Raw genomic sequence first — 23,000 nt, forward strand, 5'->3', positions numbered from 1 at the left:
TTGGCGGTAAGGGCCATATGAGCACAGGATTGCAAATCGGAGACGTGCGGATCGCCGGCCGGGTGCTGATGGCCCCCATGACGGGGATCACTGACCTGCCGTTCCGAGTGCTCGCCTCCAAGCTGGGCGCGACCTACGTCGCGACTGAAATGGTCGCCTCGGCGGAACTGGCGCGCGGGCGGCCCGACGTGGTGCGACGTGCGGCTGTCGGCGGCGGACTGCCGCTGACGGTGATCCAGTTGGTCGGCGGTGATCCGGCGGCCATGGCCGAAGGCGCGCGCATGGCGGAAAAGGCGGGCGCGGACATCATCGACCTGAATTTCGGCTGCCCGGCCAAGGAGGTCACTGGCGCTGCCTGCGGTTCGGCTCTGATGCGCACCCCCGAACGGGCGGCGGCGATCATGGGGGCGGTCGTGGCGGCCGTCAGTCGCCCGGTCACAGTCAAGATGCGTCTGGGCTGGGACGAGAACAGCCACAACGCGGCTGATCTGGCGCGGCGCGCCGAGGATCTCGGTGTTGCCGCCGTCACGGTGCACGGGCGCACCCGCAAGCAATTCTATACCGGCGTCGCGGACTGGGACGCGGTGGCCGAGGTCAAGCGGTCGGTGGGCATTCCAGTCATCGTCAACGGCGACATCATAACCGCCGAACAGGCGCGAGAGGCTCTCGCTCAGTCCGGCGCCGACGGCCTGATGCTCGGCCGAGGGGTCTATGGTCGGCCCTGGCTCGCGGCCCATCTGGAACGCGCGCTGACGGATGGAACCCGACTTCAGGAACCTAGTCGTGAAGAGCGTCTGGCCATCGTCATCGAGCACCTGCGGGCTTCAGCGGCATTCTATGGCCTCCCGCTTGGCCTGAAGATGTTCCGCAAGCATCTGGGCTGGTATATCGAACAGGCGCCTTGGCCGGAGGAACCGTTGGAGCGACGCGCCGCCAAGGCGCGCCTCTGTCGGCTGGAGACGCCCGGTGAGGTTGAGAAAGCGCTTTCCCAGCTTTGGTCGGTTGCGGTGGATCAATTCAGCAACTCTAGTGTTGAAAATCGGCCACAGTTGGTTGAAGCTGCAAGGTGATGACGGAGTTGCCTGCCGCGCAGACTGAAGGTCACGACCCCGAGCGTTCGCTCTGGGGGCGTTTGGCTAGCGGTCGCGCCCGGGCCTTGTTCGTCTCTGCCTACGCTGTCGCCTCCTTGATCGCCGCCGCGGCGATTTGGCTGGTTGCCATCGCGCCAGGCGCGACAGCCGGCGGCGATGCACGAACAGCGGCAAGTCAGTTCGTCCTGTTCATCCTGCTGGCTAACCTGGTCTTGATCGGCGGTCTGGCCGCAGTGATCGGCGGGCGGGTGCTGCGTCTGACCAGGAACCGCAACGACCCTGGCTCCCGGCTGCATTTGCGATTTGTCACCCTGTTTTCATTGGTCGCCGTCGTTCCGGCGGTCCTGATCGCGCTGGTGTTCGGTGTCCTGGTCAACCGCGGCGTGGACCAGTGGTTCAGCACCAATGTCCGTTCGGCGGTAGAGAACGGCGCCGAAATCGGCCGGGCCTACGTCGCCGATGTCGGCGCGGGGCTGGAGGTCGATCTTGAGACGATGTCGACGGAACTGGGCGGGGTGCGAAGCCTGTTCGACAACCGCATTCAATTTTCACGTGCTCTGGCCCAGATCGGCGACTTCTTCGGTTATCCGGCCCTCTATATTCTGAACAGCGACGGAGAGATTCTTGCCAGCGGCGAGCAGCCCGACGCGCCGCCCTATGTTGCCCCTCCGCAGGAAGCGTTCGAGACTGTGGCGGCCGGCGAAGTGGCGCCGACGACCGTGACTGAAAACCCGGACATGGTGCGAGCGCTGTATCCGCTGCCTGACTATGGTCACGCCTACCTCTATGTCGTCCGGCCCCTAGCGCCGGGTCTGATCCAGCGGATGCGCAATGGCGAGGAATCCATCGCCGCCTATCGCGCCGCCGAGGAAAGTCGGGCGCGGATTCAAGCGGCCTTCGCGCTCAGCTATCTGGAGACCGCCCTGCTGGTTCTGGTCGGCGCGGTCTGGCTGGCCATGTCCGCGGCCAGTTCGATTTCGGCTCCCATCGGCCGTCTGGTGAAGGCGGCGGACCAGGTGGCGGGCGGCGACCTGAGCGCGCGGGTCGACAATACGGGGGCGCCGTCTGACCTGATCGTCCTGTCCGAGGCCTTCAATCGGATGACCGGCGACATCATGACCCAGCAGGCGGCGCTGAAGACCGCCAGCGACGACGCCCAAGGCCGCAGTCGCTTCATCGAGACGGTCTTGTCGGGCGTCAGCGCCGGAGTGATCGGTCTGGACCGCATGGGCCGCATCTCGGCCATCAACGACAGCGCCAGCCAACTTCTGGCCATCGACGAGGCGGATGTGCAGGGGCGATTGCTGGCCGAGGTCGCGCCTGAACTGGCTGAACTTTCCGAACGCGCCGAGGCCCACATTGAAGAGGACATCGACGTCAGCCGCGCCGGTGAAGCCCGTCGTCTGCGCGTCCGTATCGAAGGCGGGCAGAGTGGCGAGATGGTCCTGACCTTCGACGACATCACACGGCTGGTCACGGCTCAGCGCAACGCCGCCTGGCGCGACGTCGCCCGTCGCATCGCCCACGAGATCAAGAACCCCCTGACGCCGATCCAGCTGTCGGCCGAACGCCTGCGTCGCAAATACCGTTCGCAAGTCAGCGACGATGTCGAGGTGTTTGACCGTTGCACCGAGACCATCATCCGACAGGTCGGCGACATCGGCCGCATGGTGGACGAGTTCTCGTCCTTCGCCCGGATGCCGGCCCCGCGCTTCACGCGCGAGAACCCAGCAGAAATGCTGCGCGAGGCGGTATTCGCTCAGCGTGTGGCGGCGGCGGATATCGTTGTTGAACTGATCGAACCTCTGCCGGACGTCATCTTGCAGTGCGACGGGCGCATGGTCGGTCAAGCCCTGGCCAACATCCTCAAGAATGCCGGCGAGGCCGTTTCCGCGCGGCGGATGCGCGATACGGCTCCAGCGGAAGCAACCGGCATTATCGCCCGCCTGACGGTCGAGGGCGGGATCGCCACCTTCGTGATTGAGGACGACGGCGTCGGTCTGCCGGCCAAGGATCGTGATCGCCTGACCGAGCCCTATGTTACGACGCGCGAGAAGGGTACGGGCCTGGGCCTGGCCATCGTCAAACGCATCTGTGAAGACCACGGCGGCGAGCTGAAGCTGGCAGACGCCGAGACTTTATCGGGCGCACGCGTGTGCCTGATCTTCCCCCTGACCCAAGACAGCAAGGCTGCCCAACGTGCCCCCGGCACGGCGCGGGCGGCGGAGTAAGAGAGGCGTCATGCGCATTACCGGTGCCGACATTCTGGTCGTGGACGACGAGGCGGACATCCGCGAACTGGTCTCAGGCTTGCTCGAGGACGAGGGCCATTCGGTCCGAACGGCCGCCAACTCTGATGAGGCCCTGGCCGCGATCCGGGCGCGCAAGCCGTCGTTGGCCGTGCTCGATATCTGGATGCAGGGCGGCGGTCTGGACGGGCTGGAGCTGCTGGATGTCGTCAAGGAGTTGGATGAGGACCTGCCGGTCGTCATGATCTCAGGCCACGGCAACATCGAAACCGCCGTCAGCGCCTTGAAGCGCGGCGCCTATGACTTCATCGAAAAGCCGTTCAAATCGGATCGCCTGGTGGTCGTAATCGAGCGCGCGCTGGAAGCCGCCGCTCTGAAGCGTGAGAATCGCCGTCTGCGGGCGCAGACGATGGCGCCCACTGGCCTGATTGGGAAATCGGCGGCGGCGCAACTGCTGCGCGGCACCATCGCCAAGGTGGCGCCGGCCAACAGCCGCGTCCTGATTTCGGGCCCGCCCGGCTCGGGCAAGGAGCTCGTGGCGCGTCAGATCCATGACGGCAGCCCCCGCGCCAAGTCCGAGTTCGTCGCCATCTCGGCCGCCGGCATGACCCCGGAACGGCTGGACGTGGAACTGTTCGGCGAAGAGGGCGGCGACGGCCGTCCGCGCAAGATCGGCGTGTTCGAGCGCGCCCACAACGGCACACTCTATCTGGACGACGTCGGCGACATGCCACGTGAGAGCCAGAGCCGTATCCTGCGCGTGTTGGTCGAGCAGCGGTTCCGTCGTGTCGGCGGGGAGCAGGACGTGCAGGTGGACGTCCGCGTGGTCACCTCGACCGCGCGCGATCTGAAGGTCGAGATCGCCGAGGGTCGGTTCCGCGAGGATCTGTTCCACCGCCTGAACGTCGTGCCGATCCGCGTGCCCCCGCTGTCCGAGCGTCGTGAGGACATCGGCGAGCTGATCGAATATTTCGTCGACAACCTGTCGGCCTCGCAGGGGCTGCCGCATCGCCGGATCGCCGACGATGCGCTTGCCGTGCTTCAGGTCCATCCTTGGCCGGGCAACGTCCGCCAACTGCGCAACAACGTCGAGCGCCTCCTGATCCTGGCGACGGGCGATCCGGACGAGCCGATCACGGCCGACATGCTGCCCCAGGAAGTGGCGTCGTCGGGTGGGGCGTCATCTCTGGGCGCCGATCGCATCATCGCCCTGCCGTTGCGTGAGGCGCGCGAAGTGTTCGAACGGGACTATCTGGCCGCGCAAATCATGCGTTTCGGCGGAAATATCTCGCGCACTGCCGCCTTCATCGGCATGGAAAGATCCGCACTGCACCGCAAACTGAAGTCGCTGGGCGTTTCGCCCGCTCGCGGCGGCGAAGACGAAGAAGGAGAGGGCGCCTGATGTCCAGGATCGCCTACGTCAACGGAACCTATCAGGCCCACAACGGCGCCACGGTTCACATCGAGGATCGCGGCTTCCAGTTCGCCGACGGCGTCTATGAGGTCTGGTCGGTGTTCGATGGCAAGCTGGCCGATTTCGAAGGTCACATGACGCGGCTGGCCCGCAGCCTGACCGAACTCCGCATCCCGATCCCGATGACCGCCCAAGCCCTGGAACGAGTGCTCAAGGAAACCATCCGGCGCAACCGGGTGCGTAACGGCATCGTCTATATTCAGGTCACCCGTGGGACTTCGCCACGCGATCACGGCTTCCCGAAGGACACACCGCCCAGCGTCATCGTCACGTCCAAGACCATCGATCTGGCCAAGGGCGAAGCCCTGGCCGCCAAGGGCGCGGCGGGCGTGACCATGCCCGATATCCGCTGGGGCCGTTGCGACATCAAGACCGTGGGTCTGCTGCCCAACGTCCTGGCCAAGCAGGCTGCGCGCGAGAAGGGCGCCTATGAGTGCCTGATGGTCGATGACATGGGGCTGGTGACTGAAGGCTCGTCCACCAACGCCTGGATCGTCGACGAGAACGGCAAGCTGCGCACTCGTGACACCCAGGCCAACATCCTGCGCGGCATCACCCGCACGGCCATACTGAAGCTGGCCGAGGCCGAGGGCATTGAGCTGGACGAGCGGCCGTTCAGCGTGGACGAGGCTAAGCGGGCCAAGGAGATTTTCGTCACCGCCGCCAGCTCCTTCGTAATGCCGATCATCTCGCTGGACGGATCGAAGATCGCGGACGGCAAGCCGGGCCCGGTCGCGACCCGTCTGCGCGAGGTCTATCTTGAACAGGCGCGTCGCGAGGCTATTTAGGGCGTTGCCGCGACTGCGAAGGCGCGTTTAAGGTTGTGTGCGGGCCGATGGGTCCGCACCGGCCGCCTTGGCCGGCGAAAAAGAACCAAGAACAGGACCAACCTGCCATGTCGCAAGACAAACGCCAGAACCTTCAGGACACCTTCCTCAACAGCGTCCGCAAGACCAAGACCCCGCTGACCATCTTCCTGGTGAACGGCGTCAAGCTGCAGGGCATTGTGACCTGGTTCGACAACTTCTGTGTGCTGCTGCGTCGCGATGGCCAGTCGCAGCTCGTCTACAAGCACGCCATCTCGACCATCATGCCGTCCGCGCCCGTGCAGATGTACGAGCCCGACGCCGAAGAAGACTGATTGACCTCCAAGCTTATCGACCACGCCGTTCCGCTGATCCGGGCGGTCGTCATCCACCCCGACCGCCGCTCGGACAGCCCGCGACTGGCTTCCGAACGCCTTGAGGAAGCCGCGGGCCTGGCCCGCGCGCTGGACTTGGACGTGCGCGCCGAAGAGATCGTGCGTCTGCGCTCGACCGCGCCCGCGACCCTGTTCGGGTCCGGTAAGGTCGAGGAACTGGCCGCCCTGGTCCGCGCCGCCGACGCCGAGGCCGTCGTCGTCGACGACGACCTGTCCCCTGTGCAGCAGCGCAATCTTGAAAAGGCGTGGGAGGTGAAGGTCATCGACCGCACCGGCCTGATCCTGGAAATCTTCGGACGCCGTGCGCGGACGAAGGAAGGTCGGCTGCAGGTCGAACTGGCGCGGCTGGATTACGAACGCTCGCGCCTGGTCCGTACCTGGACCCACCTCGAGCGCCAGCGCGGCGGCACCGGCTCGACCGGCGGTCCGGGGGAAACCCAGATCGAGCTGGACCGGCGCCTGATCGCCGACCGGATCGTGAGGCTGAAGGCCGAGCTGGAAGAGGTGCGCCGCACGCGCGGTCTGCACCGCAAGGCGCGCAAGAAGGTGCCTTTCCCGTCGGTGGCTCTCGTCGGCTACACCAACGCAGGCAAATCCACCCTGTTTAACCGGCTTACCGGCTCCGAGGTCTTCGCCAAGGACCTGCTGTTCGCCACCCTCGACACCACCCAGCGCACCATTCGGCTGCCGCAGGGGCGGCCGGCCATCATTGCCGATACCGTGGGCTTCATCTCCGACCTGCCGCACGAGCTGGTCGAGAGCTTCCGCGCCACGTTGGAAGAGGTGGGTGAAGCCGACCTGATCCTGCACGTCCGCGACATCGCCTCGCCCGACAGCGACGCCCAGGCCAAGGACGTCGAGGCCGTGCTGGAGCAAATCCCCACGCCGGAGGGCAAGACACGCCGCATCCTCGAGGTCTGGAACAAGATCGACCTGCTGGACGCCGACGTGCGCGAAGCAGTGCTGGGGCAGGCCGAACGTCTGGCGCGGGAGGGCAAGGCGGTCGCCGTCTCGGCCTGGACCGGGGAGGGCATCGACGCTCTACGCGACGCCATCGCGGGCTTGATTGACGATGATCCCGAGACCCGCCTGACGCTGGAGCCGCATCAGGGCGAGGCCCTGGCCTGGCTCTATGAGAATGGTCGCGTCACCTTCCGCGACACCGACGAGCAGGGGCGGACCCATCTGGTCGTGCGCCTGCACCCGGCGGCGCTCGGGCGGCTGGAACGCCTCTACCCGGACATTATCGACTGAGCCCATGCACCTGATCGAGACCATCCTGTTCCTGTTGCTGGCCGTGGTGCTGTCAGGCTGGGTGGCGCGGATCACGCGGATCGCCCTGCCGTTGGTGCAGATCGGCCTGGGGGCGGCGGTCGTCCTGATCACCGGCGAAGCTGTCGATCTGAAACCGGACATCTTCTTCTTGCTGTTCCTGCCGCCCCTGTTGTTCGTGGACGGATGGCGCATCCCGAAGGAGGCGCTGCGTCGGGATCGGGCGGTGATCCTGGAGCTGGCGCTGGGCCTGGTGGTCTTCACCGTGGTGGGGCTGGGCTTTCTGATCCACTGGATGATCCCGGCGATGCCGCTGGCGGTGGCCTTTGCCCTGGCGGCCATCCTGTCGCCGACCGATCCCATCGCCGTTTCGGCCATCGCGGCGCGCGCGCCGATTCCGAAGCGGCTGATGCATATCCTGGAGGGCGAGTCGCTGCTGAACGATGCGACGGGTCTGACCTGCATGCGGATCGCCGTCATTGCGGCCACGACCGGAGCTTTTTCCTTGACCAGCGCGGTCGGAACCTTCGCCTGGCTGGCGGTGGCGGGCATTGCCGTAGGCGTCGCGGTCACCTTGGCGATCGGCCTGATCAAGGGCTGGATCAGCCGTCGTTGGGGCGAGGACGTCGGCGGTCAGATCCTGATCAGCCTGCTGATGCCTTTCGCCGCCTACCTGGCGGCCGAAGCCGTCCACGCCTCGGGCATTCTGGCGGCGGTCGCCGCCGGCGTGACCATGAGCTTTACCGAGCGACAGGGCTCGGCCATGGCGGCGACCCGCATCCGTCGCGCCGTCGTCTGGGATACGGTGCAGTTCGTCGCCAACGGCCTGATCTTCGTCATCCTGGGCGAGCAAATGCCGTCGATCATGGCGCGCGCGGCCGAGGTTATCCAATCGACCCAGCATAAGGAAATCTGGTGGCTGGCGGTCTATGTCTTCGCCATCGTGGCGGCGCTGGCGGCCCTGCGCTTCGTCTGGGTGTGGACTTCGCTGAAGCTGACCCTGTTCCGCAAGCGCGGCAAGAACGCGCCCCCCAAGGTCGGCTGGCGCTTGGTGGCGGTTATGTCCCTGGCGGGGGTGCGTGGCGCGATCACCCTGGCGGGCATCCTGACCCTACCCTTCGTGCTGGGCGACGGCTCGCCCATGCCGGCGCGCAATCTGGCGATCTTTCTGGCGGCGGGCGTGATCATTGTCTCCCTCGTCCTTGCGACCGTCGCCCTGCCGCGCCTGCTCAAGGGTGTCGAACTCCCGCCGGAGCCGTCGCACCTGGAAGAAGAAGACCGCTCGCGCGTCGCCGCCGCCTCGGCCGCCATGCGGGCTATCGAGGATACCCAGCACGCCATGGCCGAGGGCAAGAGCAATCCTGATCTCTACGCCGAGACAGCAGCCCGGTTGATGGAAGTCTATCGCTATCGCATCGAGACACGGACCCATGCCGAGGGCGACGATGTGATGCTGACGCGCAAGGCGGACGAGATTGAGCGCCACCTGCGATTGGCCGGTCTGGCCGCCGAGCGCGCCGAACTGGTGCGGCTGGGCCGGATGCGGCTGGTCGACGAAGAGACTGCAAGAAAGCTGATCCGCGAGGTCGACCTGCAGGAGTTGCGCTACGTCTGAGGCGCGACGGCGATCCAGGCGGCCAGATCGGCATAGCTGTCGAACACCTGATGCGCGCCGGCATCCGCCAGGGTCTGGGCATGACCGTCGCGCACATGCCCGCCGGCTCATAGGCCGACCACGGTCATGCCCGCCGCCACGCCGGCGATGACGCCCGTTGGACTGTCCTCGATGACCAGCGCGCGTGACGGCGCCGTCTGCATCGCTTCGGCGGCGAACAGGAACAGGTCGGGGTGCGGCTTGCCTCGGCTGACGTGCACCGCGGCGCTGAAGATCGGGCCGCCGAATGTCTGATGGGCACCGAAGCGGCGTAGGCCCATCTCGATCCAATCCGGCGGGCTGGACGAAGCGACGCAGCGGCGCTCGGCGCGGGCGGAAAGGAAGGCCTCGAAACCGGCTACGCTGCCGAGCTCGAGTCCGGCGCGGTCATGACAGCGCCGGGTCCATTCTTCGCGCACGCCGGGCGGACAGGGCGCGCCCAGGCGCTGCGAGATGATGGGTTCGCAGTCCAGCCACCGCTTGCCCAGATAAGTCGCCAAGGCGTCATCCAGGGTCGTCGGCAGCCCGATGTCGGTGAGCAGTTCGGCCATCACCGCATTGTTCAGCAGTTCGCTGTCGGCGATGACCCCGTCATAGTCGAAGATGATGAGGTCGAACGGGCCATTCATCCCGCTGCTTTAGCCGCCTTCTCGGCCGCCTTGGCCGCGTCCCAAAGCGCGTCCATCTCTGCCAGGTCGGACTGTTCCGGCGTACGGCCGTCCTTGGCCAGTTCTGCCTCGATGAAGCCGAAACGACGGACGAACTTGGCGTTGGCGGCGCGCAGGGCGTCCTCGGGCTCCAGTTCCAGCTTGCGGGCCAGGTTGGCGACGACGAACAACAGGTCGCCCAGTTCCTCGCGCGCCTTGTCCTTGTCGCCGGCGGCGATCTCGACGCGCAACTCCTCGACCTCTTCGGCCAGCTTGTCGAAGACCTCGTCGGTCGATGGCCAGTCGAAGCCGACGCGGCCTGCCCGCTTGGTCAGCTTGGCGGCGCGAGTGAGGGCGGGCAGGCCGACGGGTACATCGTCCAGAACGCCGTGTTGTTCCTTGGCCTTGCGCTCGGCGGCCTTGATGTCCTCCCAGCGCGCCTTCTGCGCCGAGCCGTCGGGCTTGGCGGCCTCCTCGCCAAAGACGTGCGGGTGGCGACGGACCAGCTTGTCGGCCATGGCCTCGGCCACGTCGTCGAAGGCGAAATGTCCGGCTTCCTCGGCCATGCGGGCGTGGAAGACGACCTGGAACAGCAGGTCGCCCAGTTCGACCTTCAACTCCTCCATGTCGGCGCGCTCTATGGCGTCGGCGACCTCGTAGGCCTCCTCGATCGTATAGGGGGCGATGGTCGCGAAGGTCTGCTCGACGTCCCAGGGGCAACCGCCGTTCGGATCGCGCAAGCGAACCATGATCTCTTTCAGGCGGTCGACGGAGTGGGTCATTCAGGCGGTCCCGGCGTCGCGCAGCGCAAGCGCCTCGCGGATTTCATCATGCCGCTGGGGCGTCAGGGGGTAGCCCTTCAAAACCCATGCGGTTGCGGCCAATAGCAGGCCGGGGACGGCGATGAACAGGACTTGCAGGATCAGCAGCGAGAACTCGCTGTTGCCCTCGGGCCCGGGCAGTGCCTTGAACCCCACCAGGGGCAGCAGGGCGTAGGGTAGCAGGGCGAAGACGTGGCCCAGCTTGGTCGTCGCCGACAGGATGGAGAACATCAGGCCGGTGCGGTCCACGCCCGTTTCCAGTCGCACCTCGTCGCCGGCGTCGGCCATCATGGCGCGCAGCAGGAACAGACCCGCCGCATAGGGCAGACCAGCGATGAACATGGCGGTCGCCGTCAGGGCGAAGTTGCCGCCGGGAACCAGGGTCGCGCCGACATAGAAGACCGCGAAGATCAGGCTGGCGGCGGCCAAGGCCTTGTCCTTGCCGATCTTGGTCGCCAGCCAGGCCCAGATCGGCGCGCCAACCAGACCGGCCATGAAGTAGATCAGCATGAAGAGCGATGCCTGGGTGTGGTCGTAGTCCTTGATCTGACCGAAGAAGAAGAACAGCAGCGAGCCGGTGATGCCCGGCGCAATGCCCAGAAGCAGGTCGGCGATCAGCAGCTTGCGCACCGTCTTCATCTTGAACAGGGCCAAATAAGCCCCTGGCCCGCCATGCGGCGGCGCGCCGAGGTTGACCGGTTCCGGCACGGCGATCATGGCCAGGCCGATGGTGACGGGCAGGGCGATCAGGATGGCCCAGCCCATGATCCGCACACCGTCGGCATAGTTCCCGATGCCCGTCTTAACCACCACGGTCGGCAGGATGAGGATCAGGATGACTCCGATGATGTTGAACACCTGCCACCAGCCATAGACCCGGCTGCGCTGATCATACTGGGGCGCCAGAACCGCCGCCCAGCCAAGCTGGCTCAGCGTGCCGATCGAGAAGCCGAGGTAGAGGACCAGCAGCCAGGCGAACAGATAGGCGGGGCCGGCGCCGGGCTGGACCAGGACGAACATCATCAGCGCCGACAGCATCAGGATCGGCGTCGAGACCGCCATCCACGGGCGATAGCGGCCGAAAGCCGTCTTGGTCTTGTCCATGCCCCAGCCGATGAAGGGGTCGAACAGGATGTCGATCACCCGCACCGCCATGAAGACGGCGGCGACCATGCCCATCTCCATGCCGACATGGGTGGCGTAGAACTCCGGCAGCGTGACGGGCAGGGCCACGCCAAAGGCCGCCAGCGGCAGGCAGGGACCGGAAAAAGCGGCCAGAACGGCGTTGGAACGACGTGGGGCGTCAGCAGCGGAGACAGATGACATCGGGCGTCCGGGATGAGCGGCCTTGAGTCGGCCGCAGCTTCACCATGCCGGTTTTCCGCGAACAGGCGAAGACGGCCTTGCAGTCGAGCGCGACCTGAGGCCTGCTAATGTCATGTCAGTGCGAATTGCGATCCTAGCGGCGGCCTTCTTCGCGGTTCTCGGCGGGGCAGGTGCAGCCAAGGCCGACGCCCAGATCTGCGACCGGCCGACCAATGCATGGGACGGCGCAGCCCAGGCCAACGGGATTTCGCTCTATACCCTGGAATGGTCGCCGTTCGGATCAGCGGAATGGGGCTGGGAAACCTATACGCCCCTGATCCAGCGCGAGATCGGCACGCCGTGCGATCCCGCGTCGCCGGCCTTCGCCGAGGCCTTGGCGGGGTTTCAGGCGCGCTATGGCCTGATGGTGACGGGGCAGTTCGACCAGGCGACCTTTCAGGTGTTCCGCGGCCTGTGGCAGGAGCGCCGCCCCTTCGTCATGGCGCGGGTAAGGGGAGAATGTCCTGAGCCGCCGCCGAATATCATGCTGGCCTATCTTGATCCCGCCGAAGAACACGCACAGCGCATGACCCGATTGCTGCGCCGCGACGTGCTGGACGCCTATCGCCGCATGGCGGCCGCCGCTCGCGCCGAGGTGCCCGCCATCGCCGCTGATCCTGAGCTGATGCAGATATTCTCGGGTTTCCGCGACCCTGAAGCCGACGCCGCCCGTTGCGCCGCGCAGGGCAATTGCGATGGCGTGCGCCGCGCCGCCTGTTCGCCACATCGCACGGGAACCGCGATCGACATTCATGTCGGCCATGTCGCCGGCATGGGTGTGGATTCGACCGATCCCATGAGCCGCCGCCACATGGCCCAGGGGCCGGCCTATCGCTGGCTGGTGGCCAACGCCGCCCGTTTCGGTTTCACCCCCTATGTGTTCGAGCCTTGGCATTGGGAATGGACAGGCAATGATACGGCCGCTGGCGGACGGTGAGGCTGCGCTGGCGCGCGAGGTTTTTGGCGCGGCGCTGCGGCTGAACGACATTCGTTTCCTGGGTTCGCCCTGGCCCTTTGATCGGGCCTTCGTGCCGGGGCGTTGGTTCGGGCGCGACTGGATCGTCTGGCCCAAGAAGACGCTGGAGCCCGACCTGTCGCGCGCGCCGCTGCGGACCCAGGCCGTCTTCATCCACGAACTTGTCCATGTATGGCAGGCGCAGAACGGGCTGAACCTGCTGCTGAACAAGCTCAGGGCGGGAGACGGACCTGCCGCCTACGCCTACCCGCTGGACGACCTGTGCGACTGGAGCGGTCTGAACATCGAGCAGCAGGCCATGGTGGTGGAGCACCGCTTCATCCTGTCGCGAGGGGGGCGGGCGCCGGCCAGTCAGGCTTTCTACGACCGCGTCTGCCCCTTGGCCCGGCGCATGGAAATTTGACGATCGGGACTTGCGGCGCTGCAGCATCTCGCTAAATCAGGAACTGATGCAGTTGCTTTTGTGTCAGTCAGATTTAGCGGAGCGTTCGATGCCCAAGATTCTCGTCCTCTATCACTCGACCTATGGCCACATCGAGCAGATGGCCGAAGCCGTCGCCGAGGGCGCGCGCCGGGTGGACGGGGCAGTGGTGGACATCAAACGCGTCCCCGAAACGGTCCCGACCGAACTGGCTCTGAAGTCGGGCTACAAGCTGGATCAGGCCGCGCCGATCGCCACGGTCGATGACCTGGTCGACTACGACGCCATCATCATCGGTGCGGGCACGCGCTTCGGCACCGCCGCTTCGCAGATGCGCGCCTTCCTGGATCAGACCGGCGGCCTGTGGTTCACGGGCAAGCTGATCGGCAAGGTCGGCGGCGCCTTCACCGCCTCGGCGACCCAGCACGGCGGTCAGGAGACCACCTTCAGCGGCCTGCATAACTTCTTCTTGCATCAGGGCATGGTCGTCGCGGGGCTGCCCTACGGCTTCCAGGGCCAGATGAACATGGACGAGATCACCGGCGGTTCGCCCTATGGCGCCACCACCCTGACCAAGGGCGACGGCTCGCGCATGCCCAGTGACAACGAACTGGACGGCGCCCGTTATCAGGGTCAGCATCTCGCTGAGATCGCCAAGAAGCTGCACGGTTAAGATCATGCGCCAGCCCGCTATCTTCTTTGGTCACGGCTCTCCGATGAACGCCTTGGGCGGTCCCTACGCGGACGCCTGGCGCGCGCTGGGAGAGGAGATCGGCAAGCCCAAGGGCGTGGTCATGGTCTCGGCCCACTGGGAGACGCGCGGGCTGGGCGTGACGGCGCAGGAGCGGCCGGAAACCATCCATGATTTCGGCGGCTTTCCGGAGGAACTTCACGCCATGCAGTATCCCGCGCCCGGTTCGCCTTCGCTGGCGGACCGGGTGGTGGAACTGACCGGCGCGCAACAGACGACGCAATGGGGGCTGGATCACGGGACTTGGTCAGTCCTGGCCCATGTCTGGCCCGAAGCCGACGTGCCGATCGTTCAGCTGTCGCTGGACCGCACCATCGACGCGCGGGGCCACTATGAGCTGGCGAAGGCGCTACATCCTCTGAGGGACGAAGGCGTCCTGATCGCCGGGTCCGGCGACTTCGTGCACAATCTGCGGACGTGGAAACGGGCGGGCGGCGAGCCCTATGACTGGGCCATCGACTTTAACGAGGCGGTGAAGCGGGCCTTTGTCGCGGGCGATCATGACGCCCTGATCGACTGGGTGAACCTGGCCGAACAGGCGCAGCTCAGCGTGCCTACCGACGAACACTATCTGCCGCTGCTCTACGTCGCCGCCCAGCAGGCGCCGGGCGAGGTGGTGAGCTTTTTCAATGACGTGATCGAGGGCGGCTCTATCTCGATGACCGGCGCCCGGATCGGCTGATCCAGGCGCCGTCTCAGGCCATTAGCGACGGCGGCCGCCGCGCATCATGCTGTCCAGGGCGATTGGGCCCGGCCCGGCGAAGAAGAGGTACAGGAAGACGAAGCAGTAGAGCGCCGCCAGCTCGCCCCCGTTGTTGATCGGGTAGGGGCTCTGCGGCGCGTGCACCATCCAGTAGGCCACGGCGGTGAAGCCGGACAGGATGAAGGCGGTCGGGCGGGTGAACAGGCCCAGGATGATCAGGATGCCGCCGACCAGCTCGATCGGGCCGGACCAGCCGGCGAGCGTGGACAGGCTGGAGACGTCGAACGCGCCGCCATGTCCGCCGGGCGGAAAGCCCAGGATCTTCTGCGCGCCGTGCTGAAGCAGCAGCAGCCCGGCCACGATCCGCAGAACGCTCTGGAATCGCGGGGCCCAACCCGAAATGGACGCTGCACTCGCCATAAGTCTTTCCTCCCGATGGCGCACGACCGCCGGTTCCGCAAACCGGATCGACGCAAGACGCAAAGGCGGAGGTTAGGCGAAGTCGCGGGCTCTGCAAGCCGTCCCGATCAGCCGGCCTTCAACGCATCCTCGACCAGCTTCTGGATGGCGACATAGTCGGTCTTGCCTGTGCCCAGGACCGGAATGACGTCCAGCTTGATGATCTTCTTCGGCACCGCCAGTTCAGGCGCGCCGTTTTCGCGCGCCCACTCCGAAAGGCGCGCGGATTCGGCGCCGGCATGGTCGGTGACCAGGATCAAACGCTCGCCCTTCTTGCTGTCGGGTACCGAAACCGCCGCGTGGCGATGCTCGGGCCAGACGGCGCCGGCCATATCCTCGACCGCGAGCAGGGAGACCATTTCGCCGCCGACCTTGGCGAAGCGCTTCACCCGGCCGAGGATGGTGATGTAGCCCTCGGCGTCGATGTCGACGATATCGCCGGTGTCGTGCCAACCGTCCGCCAGAGGTTCGATTCCTTCCGGGTCGCTCGGCGAGATATAGCCGGCCATGACGTTCGGGCCGCGCAAGTATAGACGGCCACCGCCCTCGATCCCCTCGACCTTGTCCAGGCGGTATTCCATGCCAGGCATGATCTGGCCGACCGTGCCCGGGCGGTTGCGGTCGGGATGGTTCACGGCGACCACGGGAGCGGCTTCGGTCGCGCCATAGCCTTCCAGCAGGGTCAGGCCGCCGAACTTGGCGTTGAAGGCGGCGCGGGTTTCCTCGCGCACCTTCTCGGCGCCGGCCACGGCGAACTTCAACGTGGCGAAGTCGCCTGGCTCGGCTACGCGGGCGTACTGGTTCAGGAAGGTGTCAGTCGCGAACAGGATCGAGGCCTTCACCTGGGGCAGCAGGTCGGTGATCTGCTTGGCGTGCAGGGGGGAGGGGTATTCGAAGGCCTTCATCCCTTGCAGCAGCGGCAGGATGACCCCGCCGGTCAGGCCGAAGCAGTGGAAGGTCGGCAGCGGGTTGAACATGACCCACTCGGGCTTCAGGTCGATGTGCGCCGCGACCTGACGGGCGTTGGCGACCAGATTGCGCTGGCTCAGCACCACGCCCTTGGGCGCGCCGAAGCTGCCCGAGGTGAACAGGACCACGCCCGGCGAATCCGGGTCGGTCTTGGTGCGGAAGCGGCGCGGGGCCATGCCTGCGCTCAGGCCATACAGCTTGTCGGCCAGACCGATGGTCTTGCGCACGTCGTCCAGCCAGATGATCTCGGCGACCTCGCCGAGCGTCTCCATCAGGTCGTCCAGCTTGGCCTGCGTGACGAAGCGCTTGGCCGACAGGATCTTGCTGACGCCCGCCGTCTTCAGCGCCGCCTTCAGATTGGCCTCGCCCGAGGTGAAGTTCAGCATGACCGGCACGCGGCCGAAAGCGTGCAGGCCGAAGAAGGTGACGACCACGCCCGCGCTGGACGGCAGCAGGACGCCGACGCGCTCGCTCGGCTGGGTCATGGCGGCGATCTTGCGTCCCAGCACGAAGGCGGCGCGGATCAGGCCGGTGTAGGTCAGGGGGTGACGATCCTGATCTTCCAGGATCTCCTTGTCGCCATAGCGGGCGCGCGCATCAATCAGCGCGTCGAACAGGGATTCGTCATAGACCTTGGGGTCCAGGGCTGCCCGCAGCAAGCACGTCCTCCTTCGGAGAGCTCTCGGCGGCCCTCTCGGTTACAAGAGGCCGGAACCTAGTGACGTAAGGTCGCCTTGAAAAGATGCGTAACGTCGCGTGAACGTCGCATCTCCATCACTGAAACCGTCTGTGGCTTGCCATCGGCGGTCGGAAAGCCGACATACCGCCCTTCTGCACAGGAGCCAGACCGCCGGCTATGGTCACGCTGATCGATACCCTGACGAAGAAGCCTTCCGAGCTGCGTCACCCGGAGAAACAGAACCGCCCGGAATCGGCGGTGCTGAAGAAGCCTGACTGGCTGCGGGTCAAGGCGCCCGGTTCGGGCCAATATAATGCGACCAAGGATATCGTTCGCTCCAAGGGTCTGGTGACGGTCTGCGAGGAAGCGGCCTGCCCGAACATCGGCGAGTGCTGGAGCCAGAAGCACGCCACGCTGATGATCATGGGCGACACCTGCACGCGGGCCTGCGCCTTCTGCAACGTCAAGACCGGCCTGCCGCAGGCCCTGGACCCCGAAGAACCCGTCAAGGTCGGTCTGGCTGTCCAGCAGATGGGTCTGAACCATGTGGTCATCACCTCGGTGGACCGCGACGACGTGGCTGACGGCGGCGCCGCCCACTTCGCCGAAGTGGTGCGTCAGATCCGCCTGCAGGCGCCGAACACAACCATCGAGATCCTGACCCCCGACTTCCTGCGCAAGGACGGCGCGGCCGAGGTGATGATCGACGCCACGCCCGACGTCTTCAATCACAACCTCGAGACGGTTCCGCGCCTCTATCTGAAGATCCGCCCCGGCGCCCGCTACTTCCATTCCTTGCGCCTGCTGCAGATGGTCAAGGAGCGCGATCCGAACCAGTTCACCAAGTCCGGCATCATGGTCGGCCTGGGCGAGACCAAGGAAGAGGTCATGCAGGTGATGGACGACATGCGCTCTGCCGGCGTCGACTTCATCACCATCGGCCAGTACCTGCAGCCGACCCGCAAGCACGCCGCCATCGACCGCTTCGTCACGCCGGAAGAGTTCAAGGCCTATGAGGCCATTGCGCGCGCCAAGGGCTTCCTGATGGTGTCGTCGTCGCCGCTGACGCGTTCGTCGCACCACGCAGGCGACGACTTCGCCCGCCTGAAGGCCGCGCGTCAGGCGCAGGCAGGCCGTTCGGCCCGCTAAGCCCTGAATGGCGGTCCATCGCGTAACGCGCATTCTTCCCTATGCGCCCGAAGATCTGGCCAACCTGGTCGCGGGCGTCGAGGCCTATCCGGAGTTCGTGCCGTGGATCACCTCCATGCGCGTCTGGAACAAGCGAGACGAGGCGCTCGGCGTTCGTCTGCTGGACGCCGAGGCTGGCGTGGGGTTCGCCTTCCTGAGCGAGCGGTTCTCGACCTGGGTCCGGCATGACATCCACGCGCCCAAGGTAGAGGTCGGCCTGATCCGCGGGCCGTTCAAGCACCTCAAGAATCGCTGGGAGTTTCACCCGCACCCCGAGGGGACGCGGCTGGAGTTCTTCATCGACTTCGCCTTCAAGTCGCGCATGCTGGACATGATGCTGCAGGCGAACTTCGACCGGGCGGTCGATAAGCTGATCCAGTGTTTCGAGGGCCGCGCCAAGGCCTTGTACGGCAAGAGGTAGAACCATGGCCGCGCCTTTCGACTTCGATGCGACGGTCGTGGGCGCGGGGGCTGTGGGGCTGGCCTGCGGGCGGGCGCTGGCGAAGCGCGGTCTGTCGGTGCTTGTGCTCGAAAAAGAGCCGCACATCGGTCAGGGCGTGTCCTCACGCAATTCCGAGGTCATCCATGGCGGGCTCTATTATCCGACCGGCTCGCTGAAGGCGAAGTTCTGCGTCGAGGGACGGCGCGCCCTCTATGACTTTCTGAGCAGCCACAAGATCGACCACTGGAAGTGCGGCAAGCTGGTCGTGGCGACGGAGGAGGCTGAGGTCGCGCGTATCGAGGCCATCTTCCAGCAGGCGACAACCAATGGCGTCGAGGGGCTGGAGCACCTGACCGGCGCCCAGGCGCGGGCGCTGGAGCCGGAACTGAACGCTCACGCCGCCATCCTGTCGCCCGAGAGCGGCGTCTTCGCCAGTCACGACTACATGCTGGCCCTGCAAGGCGAGATCGAGGACGCGGGCGGCTCGGTCGTAGTCTCCACGCCGTTCGAGCGAGCCGAGCCCCTGCCGGACGGCGGTTTCAGGATCACGGCGGGCGGCCCGGATTCGGGAGAGGGCGGGGCGGTGCTGACGTCCCGGCTGCTGGTCACCGCGCCCGGCCTGTCGGCCCAGAGCGTGGCGGCAAGCATCGACGGCTATCCCGTCGCCGACATTCCGGCCCGCCATCTAGGCAAGGGCGTCTATTTCCGCCTGACGGGGCCGGCGCCGTTCAACCGCCTGATCTATCCGCCGCCGATCCACGGGGCGCTGGGCACCCATTATCGCAAGGATCTTGGCGGGCAGGGGGTGTTCGGCCCGGACCTGACCTACGTGGAGGCCGAGGACTATTCCGTCGATCCGGCCAAGGCTGAGGCGTTCGCGCTCTATATCCGACGCTTCTGGCCGGGCGTGACGGTCGAGCGCCTGACGCCCGACTACGCCGGCATCCGGCCCAAGATTCACGGACCGGACGAGCCGCAGCCTGACTTCCAGCTGCATGGGCGAGAGCATCACGGCATCGACGGCCTGATGGCTCTGTTCGGCATCGAGAGCCCAGGTCTGACCAGTTCGCTGGCGATTGGCGAGGCCGTGGCCGTGGCCCTGACCAAGGTCTGACCCCAAGACTGCGTGGCTAGTCGAAGGCTGACAGCGGAATCGACGCCAGGCTGAACGGCAGGGCCGGATCGCCTGATGCCCGACGGTTCAACTGGCTGTTGGCCACGATCAGGCGGTCGCCTCGGACGGCGACTGTCGCCGGCCAGGCCAGTTCTGCGGGCTTGATCCGCTTCACCTCGCTGGCGGCGCTCAGGTCCGGCGACAGGTCCAGAGCCACGACTTCGCCGGCGGACTGACGCACGAGGAACAGCCGCTGGCCGACCAGGGCCAGGCCGTCGCCGCCGTCCAGCGCCGACGTGCCTGAGTCGATAGCCGCCACCTCGCGTGTGTGCGTGTCGATCCGGAACAGCCGCCCCGTCTTCATCAGGACCACGATCAGGTAGCGACCGTCCGGCGTGGCGACGATGCCGTTCAGATTCGGCTCCTCGCCGTATTCCAGAGCCGTGCCTTCGAACGACAACCAGGGCTCCAGAGCCGCATCGGCGAGCGAATCACGCGCCACGCGCCACAGCACCGGACGCAGGGTGTCGGTGAAGTAGGCGGCTTCCGCCGTCAGGGCGACGTCATTGATCAGCCAGGCGCCTTGCGGTGTGGTGAAGCGCGCCAGCCGCTCGCCAGTGGCGATATCGACGACATGCATCGAACCGGTCCGCGCCCCGGCCACCCACAGGCGGCCCTGTCCGTCAGCCTTGAGGCCCAGCGCCACGGAGACGGGCTTGGCCGGCGGCGAATCACCTAGGCCGAGCGGATCGCCAATTCGAACGGCGGCGCCGGTGTCGGGATCGATGCGGAAGATCACGCCCGTGTTGGCGCTATTCGTATAGATGGCGCCAGTCGCCGGATCGACCGTGACGCCCTCTGGATAGGCGGCGGCGTCAGGAAGCGGCACGACATTCACGCCTGATTGGGCCAACCCAGCCGTAGGACCCAGCAAGGCGGGAATGGCGAGGCTCGCAGCCAAGGTGGTCATCCAGAGTTTGCGCATGTCGTGCTCCAATGACATCGGTGTCAGGACCTTGCCCCAGGCAGGTTCGGACCGCCACCCTGACTTGCTTGGCTGATTGTCGCGGCACGACTTGAAATCGGGAACGTCTTCATGCATAAGCCCGCCCTCGCGTGGCGGCTCTTAATCGGGGGGCCGACACTGTATGTTTTCGCGTCTTCACGGCGCACCGACTTAGAGATTGAGACGGACATGGCCGTTCCGAAGCGCAAAGTATCCCCCTCGCGTCGCAACATGCGTCGTGCTCACGACGCCCTGGGCGCCAACTCCTATGTGGAAGACAAGGACACCGGCGAACTGCGCCGTCCGCACCACATCGACCTGAAGACCGGCATGTACAAGGGCCGTCAGGTCATGACGCCGAAGGAAGACTAAGGTCTTCATTTGGGTTCCGGCTCCGGCCGGACGATAGAATTTAGCGGCGCGCGATGACATCGCGCGCCGTTTTCGTGCGTTGTACGCGGTGAAGCTGAACCATTGGAGCCTTCCGCATGATCCGCAAAGCCGTCCTCAGTACCGTCGCTGTGTTGGCGCTGGCCGCCTGCAATGCACCCGAAGCCGCCAAGACCCCCGAGACGAAGGCGCCTGAGGTCTTTGCACCAGCAGGTCCTGCTGACGCCGCTTTGGCTACCGTGCTGACGCCGCTGGGCTATGGTCCGCTGAAGATCGGCATGACCCAGGCCGAGGTGGACGCCGCCTTTGGCCCGCCGCCCGCCAACGCCGCCGAGGCCGCACCGTCGGAATGCCGCTACTATCATCCGCCCCGCGCGCCTGAGGGCTTGCTGGTCATGGTTGAGAATGGCGTCCTGACGCGGCTGACAGCTACGAAAAACTCGACCGTCAAGACCGAGGATGGCGTCGGCGTCGGCGATGACGGCGAGCAGGTGAAGGCCCGTTACGGCGTCACTGCCACCGTTACGCCGCACAAGTATCAGGGCGCGCCGTCGGCCTATGTCACCCTCTGGCCAGGCAAACCTCAATTGCAGGGCGCCTATGTCACCGATCCGACGGCGCGGGGGCTGGTGTACGAGATTGGTGGCGACGGCAAGGTGGCCTTTATCCACGCGGGCGGCCCCAGCATCCAGAACGTCGAAGGCTGCAGCTAAGGCTGAACTCAGGGAAGGCGCGTCGCCCGGTGGCGATTCGGCGACGGCTGGTCTAAACCGACCGTCACACTTTCCCTCTCCTGACAGAGCGCCTGCCTCATGACCGACATCGCCGACATCGTCGCCCGCCAGATCATCGACAGCCGGGGCAACCCGACGGTCGAAGTCGACGTGACCCTGGAAGATGGCAGCTTCGGCCGCGCCGCCGTGCCGTCGGGCGCCTCGACGGGCGCGCACGAAGCCGTTGAACTGCGTGACGGCGACATGGATATGTGGGGCGGCAAGGGCGTCCAGAAGGCGGTCGACGCCGTCAACGGCGAGATCTTCGACGCCCTGTCGGGCATGGATGCCGAGGACCAGCGCCGGCTGGACGAAGCCCTGATCGAACTGGACGGCACCGAGAACAAGGGCCGCCTGGGCGCCAACGCCATCCTCGGCGTGTCCCTGGCTGCGGCGAAGGCCAGCGCCATCAGCTCCAACCTGCCGCTGCACCGCTACATCGGCGGCGTCTCGGCCCGCATCCTGCCGACCCCGATGATGAATATCATCAACGGCGGCGCTCACGCCGACAATCCGATCGACATTCAGGAGTTCATGATCCTGCCGACCGGCGCTGACAGCTTCTCGGACGCCCTGCGCATGGGAGCTGAGATCTTCCACGCGCTGAAGAAGGCGCTGAAGGACGCGGGCCACAACACCAACGTCGGCGACGAGGGCGGCTTCGCGCCGAACCTGGCCTCGGCCGAAGAGGCCCTGGCCTTCATCACCAAGGCCGGTCAGGCGGCCGGTTATCTGGCGGGCGAGGACTTCCATCTGGGCCTCGATGTCGCCTCGACCGAGTTCTTCAAGAACGGCAAGTACAACCTGACGGGCGAGGGCAAGTCCTTCGACGCCGACGGCATGGTCGGCTACCTGGCCGACCTGGTCGAGCGCTTCCCGATCGTCTCGATCGAGGACGGCTGCGCCGAGGACGACTTCGACGGCTGGAAGCTGCTGACGGACCGTCTGGGTGACCGCGTTCAGCTGGTCGGCGATGACTTGTTCGTGACCAACCCGCGCCGTCTGGCCGCAGGCATCGGCGAAGGCCTGGCCAACTCCATCCTGATCAAGGTCAACCAGATCGGCACCCTGTCCGAGACCCTGGACGCCGTCGATATGGCCCACCGCGCCGGCTACACCTCGGTGATGAGCCACCGCTCGGGGGAAACCGAAGACTCCACCATCGCCGACCTGGCCGTCGCCACCAACTGCGGTCAGATCAAAACCGGCTCGCTGGCCCGTTCGGACCGTACGGCCAAATACAACCAACTGCTGCGCATCGAAGAGATGCTGGGCGACCAGGCCGCATATTTCGGCGACGGCATGCTGCTCAAGTAAGCTTTCTCAGAAAGAAGCAAGCGACGCCGTCTCCGACC

The 23,000-nt window shown here is 66.0% G+C and carries 23 protein-coding genes; 17 read left to right on the top strand and 6 right to left on the bottom strand.

Annotated features, from left to right (window positions below):
- Positions 1 to 17 precede the first annotated feature (17 nt).
- From dusB to B3K53_RS03700, 7 genes are all read left to right on the top strand, one after another.
- A complete protein-coding gene (gene dusB / locus B3K53_RS03670) occupies positions 18 to 1,070 on the top strand; it encodes a tRNA dihydrouridine synthase DusB (RefSeq protein ID WP_292082736.1) in 1,053 nt (350 codons plus the stop codon).
- Positions 1,070 to 3,322, top strand: a complete 2,253-nt coding sequence (locus B3K53_RS03675) for a sensor histidine kinase NtrY-like (RefSeq protein ID WP_409515771.1) — start codon at positions 1,070 to 1,072, stop codon at positions 3,320 to 3,322. The genes dusB and B3K53_RS03675 overlap by 1 nt, the downstream gene beginning before the upstream one ends.
- A gap of 10 nt (positions 3,323 to 3,332) precedes the next feature.
- The gene (locus tag B3K53_RS03680) at positions 3,333 to 4,742 is read left to right on the top strand and encodes a sigma-54-dependent transcriptional regulator (RefSeq protein ID WP_292082738.1); all 1,410 of its coding nucleotides are present in this window, start codon (positions 3,333 to 3,335) and stop codon (positions 4,740 to 4,742) included.
- A complete protein-coding gene (locus tag B3K53_RS03685) occupies positions 4,742 to 5,602 on the top strand; it encodes a D-amino-acid transaminase (RefSeq protein ID WP_292082739.1) in 861 nt (286 codons plus the stop codon). Before B3K53_RS03680 ends, B3K53_RS03685 begins: the two co-directional genes overlap by 1 nt.
- A gap of 107 nt (positions 5,603 to 5,709) precedes the next feature.
- Positions 5,710 to 5,955 carry an RNA chaperone Hfq gene (gene hfq / locus B3K53_RS03690; protein WP_105563529.1) on the top strand — a complete coding sequence of 82 codons (246 nt, stop codon included), beginning with the start codon at positions 5,710 to 5,712 and terminating at the stop codon, positions 5,953 to 5,955.
- A complete protein-coding gene (gene hflX / locus B3K53_RS03695; RefSeq protein WP_292082740.1) occupies positions 5,956 to 7,269 on the top strand; it encodes a GTPase HflX in 1,314 nt (437 codons plus the stop codon). It begins immediately after the preceding gene.
- Between the two features lie 4 nt (positions 7,270 to 7,273).
- On the top strand, positions 7,274 to 8,902 hold the full coding sequence (locus B3K53_RS03700; protein ID WP_292082741.1) for a Na+/H+ antiporter: 1,629 nt from the start codon (positions 7,274 to 7,276) through the stop codon (positions 8,900 to 8,902).
- Positions 8,903 to 9,009: 107 nt separating this feature from the next.
- On the opposite strand, the gene B3K53_RS03705 is transcribed toward B3K53_RS03700, so the two are convergent.
- The 3 genes from B3K53_RS03705 to B3K53_RS03715 are packed head-to-tail and all read right to left on the bottom strand — an operon-like array spanning position 9,010 to position 11,735.
- Positions 9,010 to 9,570, bottom strand: coding sequence for an HAD family hydrolase (locus B3K53_RS03705; RefSeq protein ID WP_292082743.1), 561 nt, complete (start codon positions 9,568 to 9,570; stop codon positions 9,010 to 9,012).
- The gene (gene mazG / locus B3K53_RS03710; protein ID WP_292082744.1) at positions 9,567 to 10,370 is read right to left on the bottom strand and encodes a nucleoside triphosphate pyrophosphohydrolase; all 804 of its coding nucleotides are present in this window, start codon (positions 10,368 to 10,370) and stop codon (positions 9,567 to 9,569) included. Before mazG ends, B3K53_RS03705 begins: the two co-directional genes overlap by 4 nt.
- A complete protein-coding gene (locus B3K53_RS03715) occupies positions 10,371 to 11,735 on the bottom strand; it encodes an MFS transporter (RefSeq protein ID WP_292082745.1) in 1,365 nt (454 codons plus the stop codon).
- A gap of 112 nt (positions 11,736 to 11,847) precedes the next feature.
- Between B3K53_RS03715 and B3K53_RS03720 the strand changes: the two genes are divergently transcribed.
- The 4 genes from B3K53_RS03720 to ygiD all read left to right on the top strand — a co-directional run bounded on the left by B3K53_RS03720 (position 11,848) and on the right by ygiD (position 14,604).
- Positions 11,848 to 12,711, top strand: coding sequence for a D-alanyl-D-alanine carboxypeptidase family protein (locus B3K53_RS03720; RefSeq protein WP_292082746.1), 864 nt, complete (start codon positions 11,848 to 11,850; stop codon positions 12,709 to 12,711).
- Entirely contained in the window at positions 12,686 to 13,153 is a 468-nt protein-coding gene (locus tag B3K53_RS03725) for a hypothetical protein (protein WP_292082747.1), read from the top strand. The genes B3K53_RS03720 and B3K53_RS03725 overlap by 26 nt, the downstream gene beginning before the upstream one ends.
- Before the next feature lie 88 nt (positions 13,154 to 13,241).
- Positions 13,242 to 13,844 carry an NAD(P)H:quinone oxidoreductase gene (gene wrbA, locus B3K53_RS03730; RefSeq protein WP_292082748.1) on the top strand — a complete coding sequence of 201 codons (603 nt, stop codon included), beginning with the start codon at positions 13,242 to 13,244 and terminating at the stop codon, positions 13,842 to 13,844.
- A 4-nt stretch (positions 13,845 to 13,848) separates the two neighbouring features.
- The gene (gene ygiD / locus B3K53_RS03735; protein WP_292082749.1) at positions 13,849 to 14,604 is read left to right on the top strand and encodes a 4,5-DOPA dioxygenase extradiol; all 756 of its coding nucleotides are present in this window, start codon (positions 13,849 to 13,851) and stop codon (positions 14,602 to 14,604) included.
- A gap of 21 nt (positions 14,605 to 14,625) precedes the next feature.
- Here the strand turns inward: ygiD and B3K53_RS03740 are convergent, their stop codons facing one another.
- Positions 14,626 to 15,045 carry a DoxX family protein gene (locus B3K53_RS03740; protein ID WP_292082750.1) on the bottom strand — a complete coding sequence of 140 codons (420 nt, stop codon included), beginning with the start codon at positions 15,043 to 15,045 and terminating at the stop codon, positions 14,626 to 14,628.
- Between the two features lie 107 nt (positions 15,046 to 15,152).
- Complete coding sequence (locus B3K53_RS03745) at positions 15,153 to 16,709, bottom strand: AMP-binding protein (protein WP_409515773.1); 1,557 nt, start codon at positions 16,707 to 16,709, stop codon at positions 15,153 to 15,155.
- Between the two features lie 200 nt (positions 16,710 to 16,909).
- On the opposite strand from B3K53_RS03745, the gene lipA reads away from it, so the two are divergent.
- From lipA to B3K53_RS03760, 3 genes are read left to right on the top strand one after another with little or no spacing between them, the layout of a single operon-like run.
- Positions 16,910 to 17,881, top strand: coding sequence for a lipoyl synthase (gene lipA, locus B3K53_RS03750; protein ID WP_292082752.1), 972 nt, complete (start codon positions 16,910 to 16,912; stop codon positions 17,879 to 17,881).
- 7 nt (positions 17,882 to 17,888) lie between these two features.
- On the top strand, positions 17,889 to 18,341 hold the full coding sequence (locus B3K53_RS03755) for a type II toxin-antitoxin system RatA family toxin (RefSeq protein ID WP_292082753.1): 453 nt from the start codon (positions 17,889 to 17,891) through the stop codon (positions 18,339 to 18,341).
- Between the two features lie 4 nt (positions 18,342 to 18,345).
- A complete protein-coding gene (locus B3K53_RS03760) occupies positions 18,346 to 19,476 on the top strand; it encodes an NAD(P)/FAD-dependent oxidoreductase (protein WP_292082754.1) in 1,131 nt (376 codons plus the stop codon).
- A gap of 16 nt (positions 19,477 to 19,492) precedes the next feature.
- On the opposite strand, the gene B3K53_RS03765 is transcribed toward B3K53_RS03760, so the two are convergent.
- The gene (locus B3K53_RS03765; protein ID WP_292082755.1) at positions 19,493 to 20,461 is read right to left on the bottom strand and encodes a hypothetical protein; all 969 of its coding nucleotides are present in this window, start codon (positions 20,459 to 20,461) and stop codon (positions 19,493 to 19,495) included.
- A 210-nt stretch (positions 20,462 to 20,671) separates the two neighbouring features.
- Here B3K53_RS03765 and rpmF point away from each other — a divergent pair, with 210 nt between their 5' ends.
- From rpmF to eno, 3 genes are all read left to right on the top strand, one after another.
- Positions 20,672 to 20,854 (top strand): 50S ribosomal protein L32, encoded by a 183-nt coding sequence (gene rpmF / locus B3K53_RS03770; RefSeq protein ID WP_292082756.1) that lies wholly within the window; start codon positions 20,672 to 20,674, stop codon positions 20,852 to 20,854.
- Between the two features lie 116 nt (positions 20,855 to 20,970).
- On the top strand, positions 20,971 to 21,585 hold the full coding sequence (locus B3K53_RS03775) for a hypothetical protein (protein WP_292082757.1): 615 nt from the start codon (positions 20,971 to 20,973) through the stop codon (positions 21,583 to 21,585).
- Positions 21,586 to 21,684: 99 nt separating this feature from the next.
- Positions 21,685 to 22,962, top strand: a complete 1,278-nt coding sequence (gene eno, locus B3K53_RS03780; RefSeq protein ID WP_292082758.1) for a phosphopyruvate hydratase — start codon at positions 21,685 to 21,687, stop codon at positions 22,960 to 22,962.
- The last annotated feature ends 38 nt before the right edge of the window (positions 22,963 to 23,000 follow it).

The organism is Brevundimonas sp. UBA7506, from assembly GCF_002479495.1.
In the GTDB taxonomy this organism is placed as follows: Bacteria; Pseudomonadota; Alphaproteobacteria; order Caulobacterales; family Caulobacteraceae; genus Brevundimonas.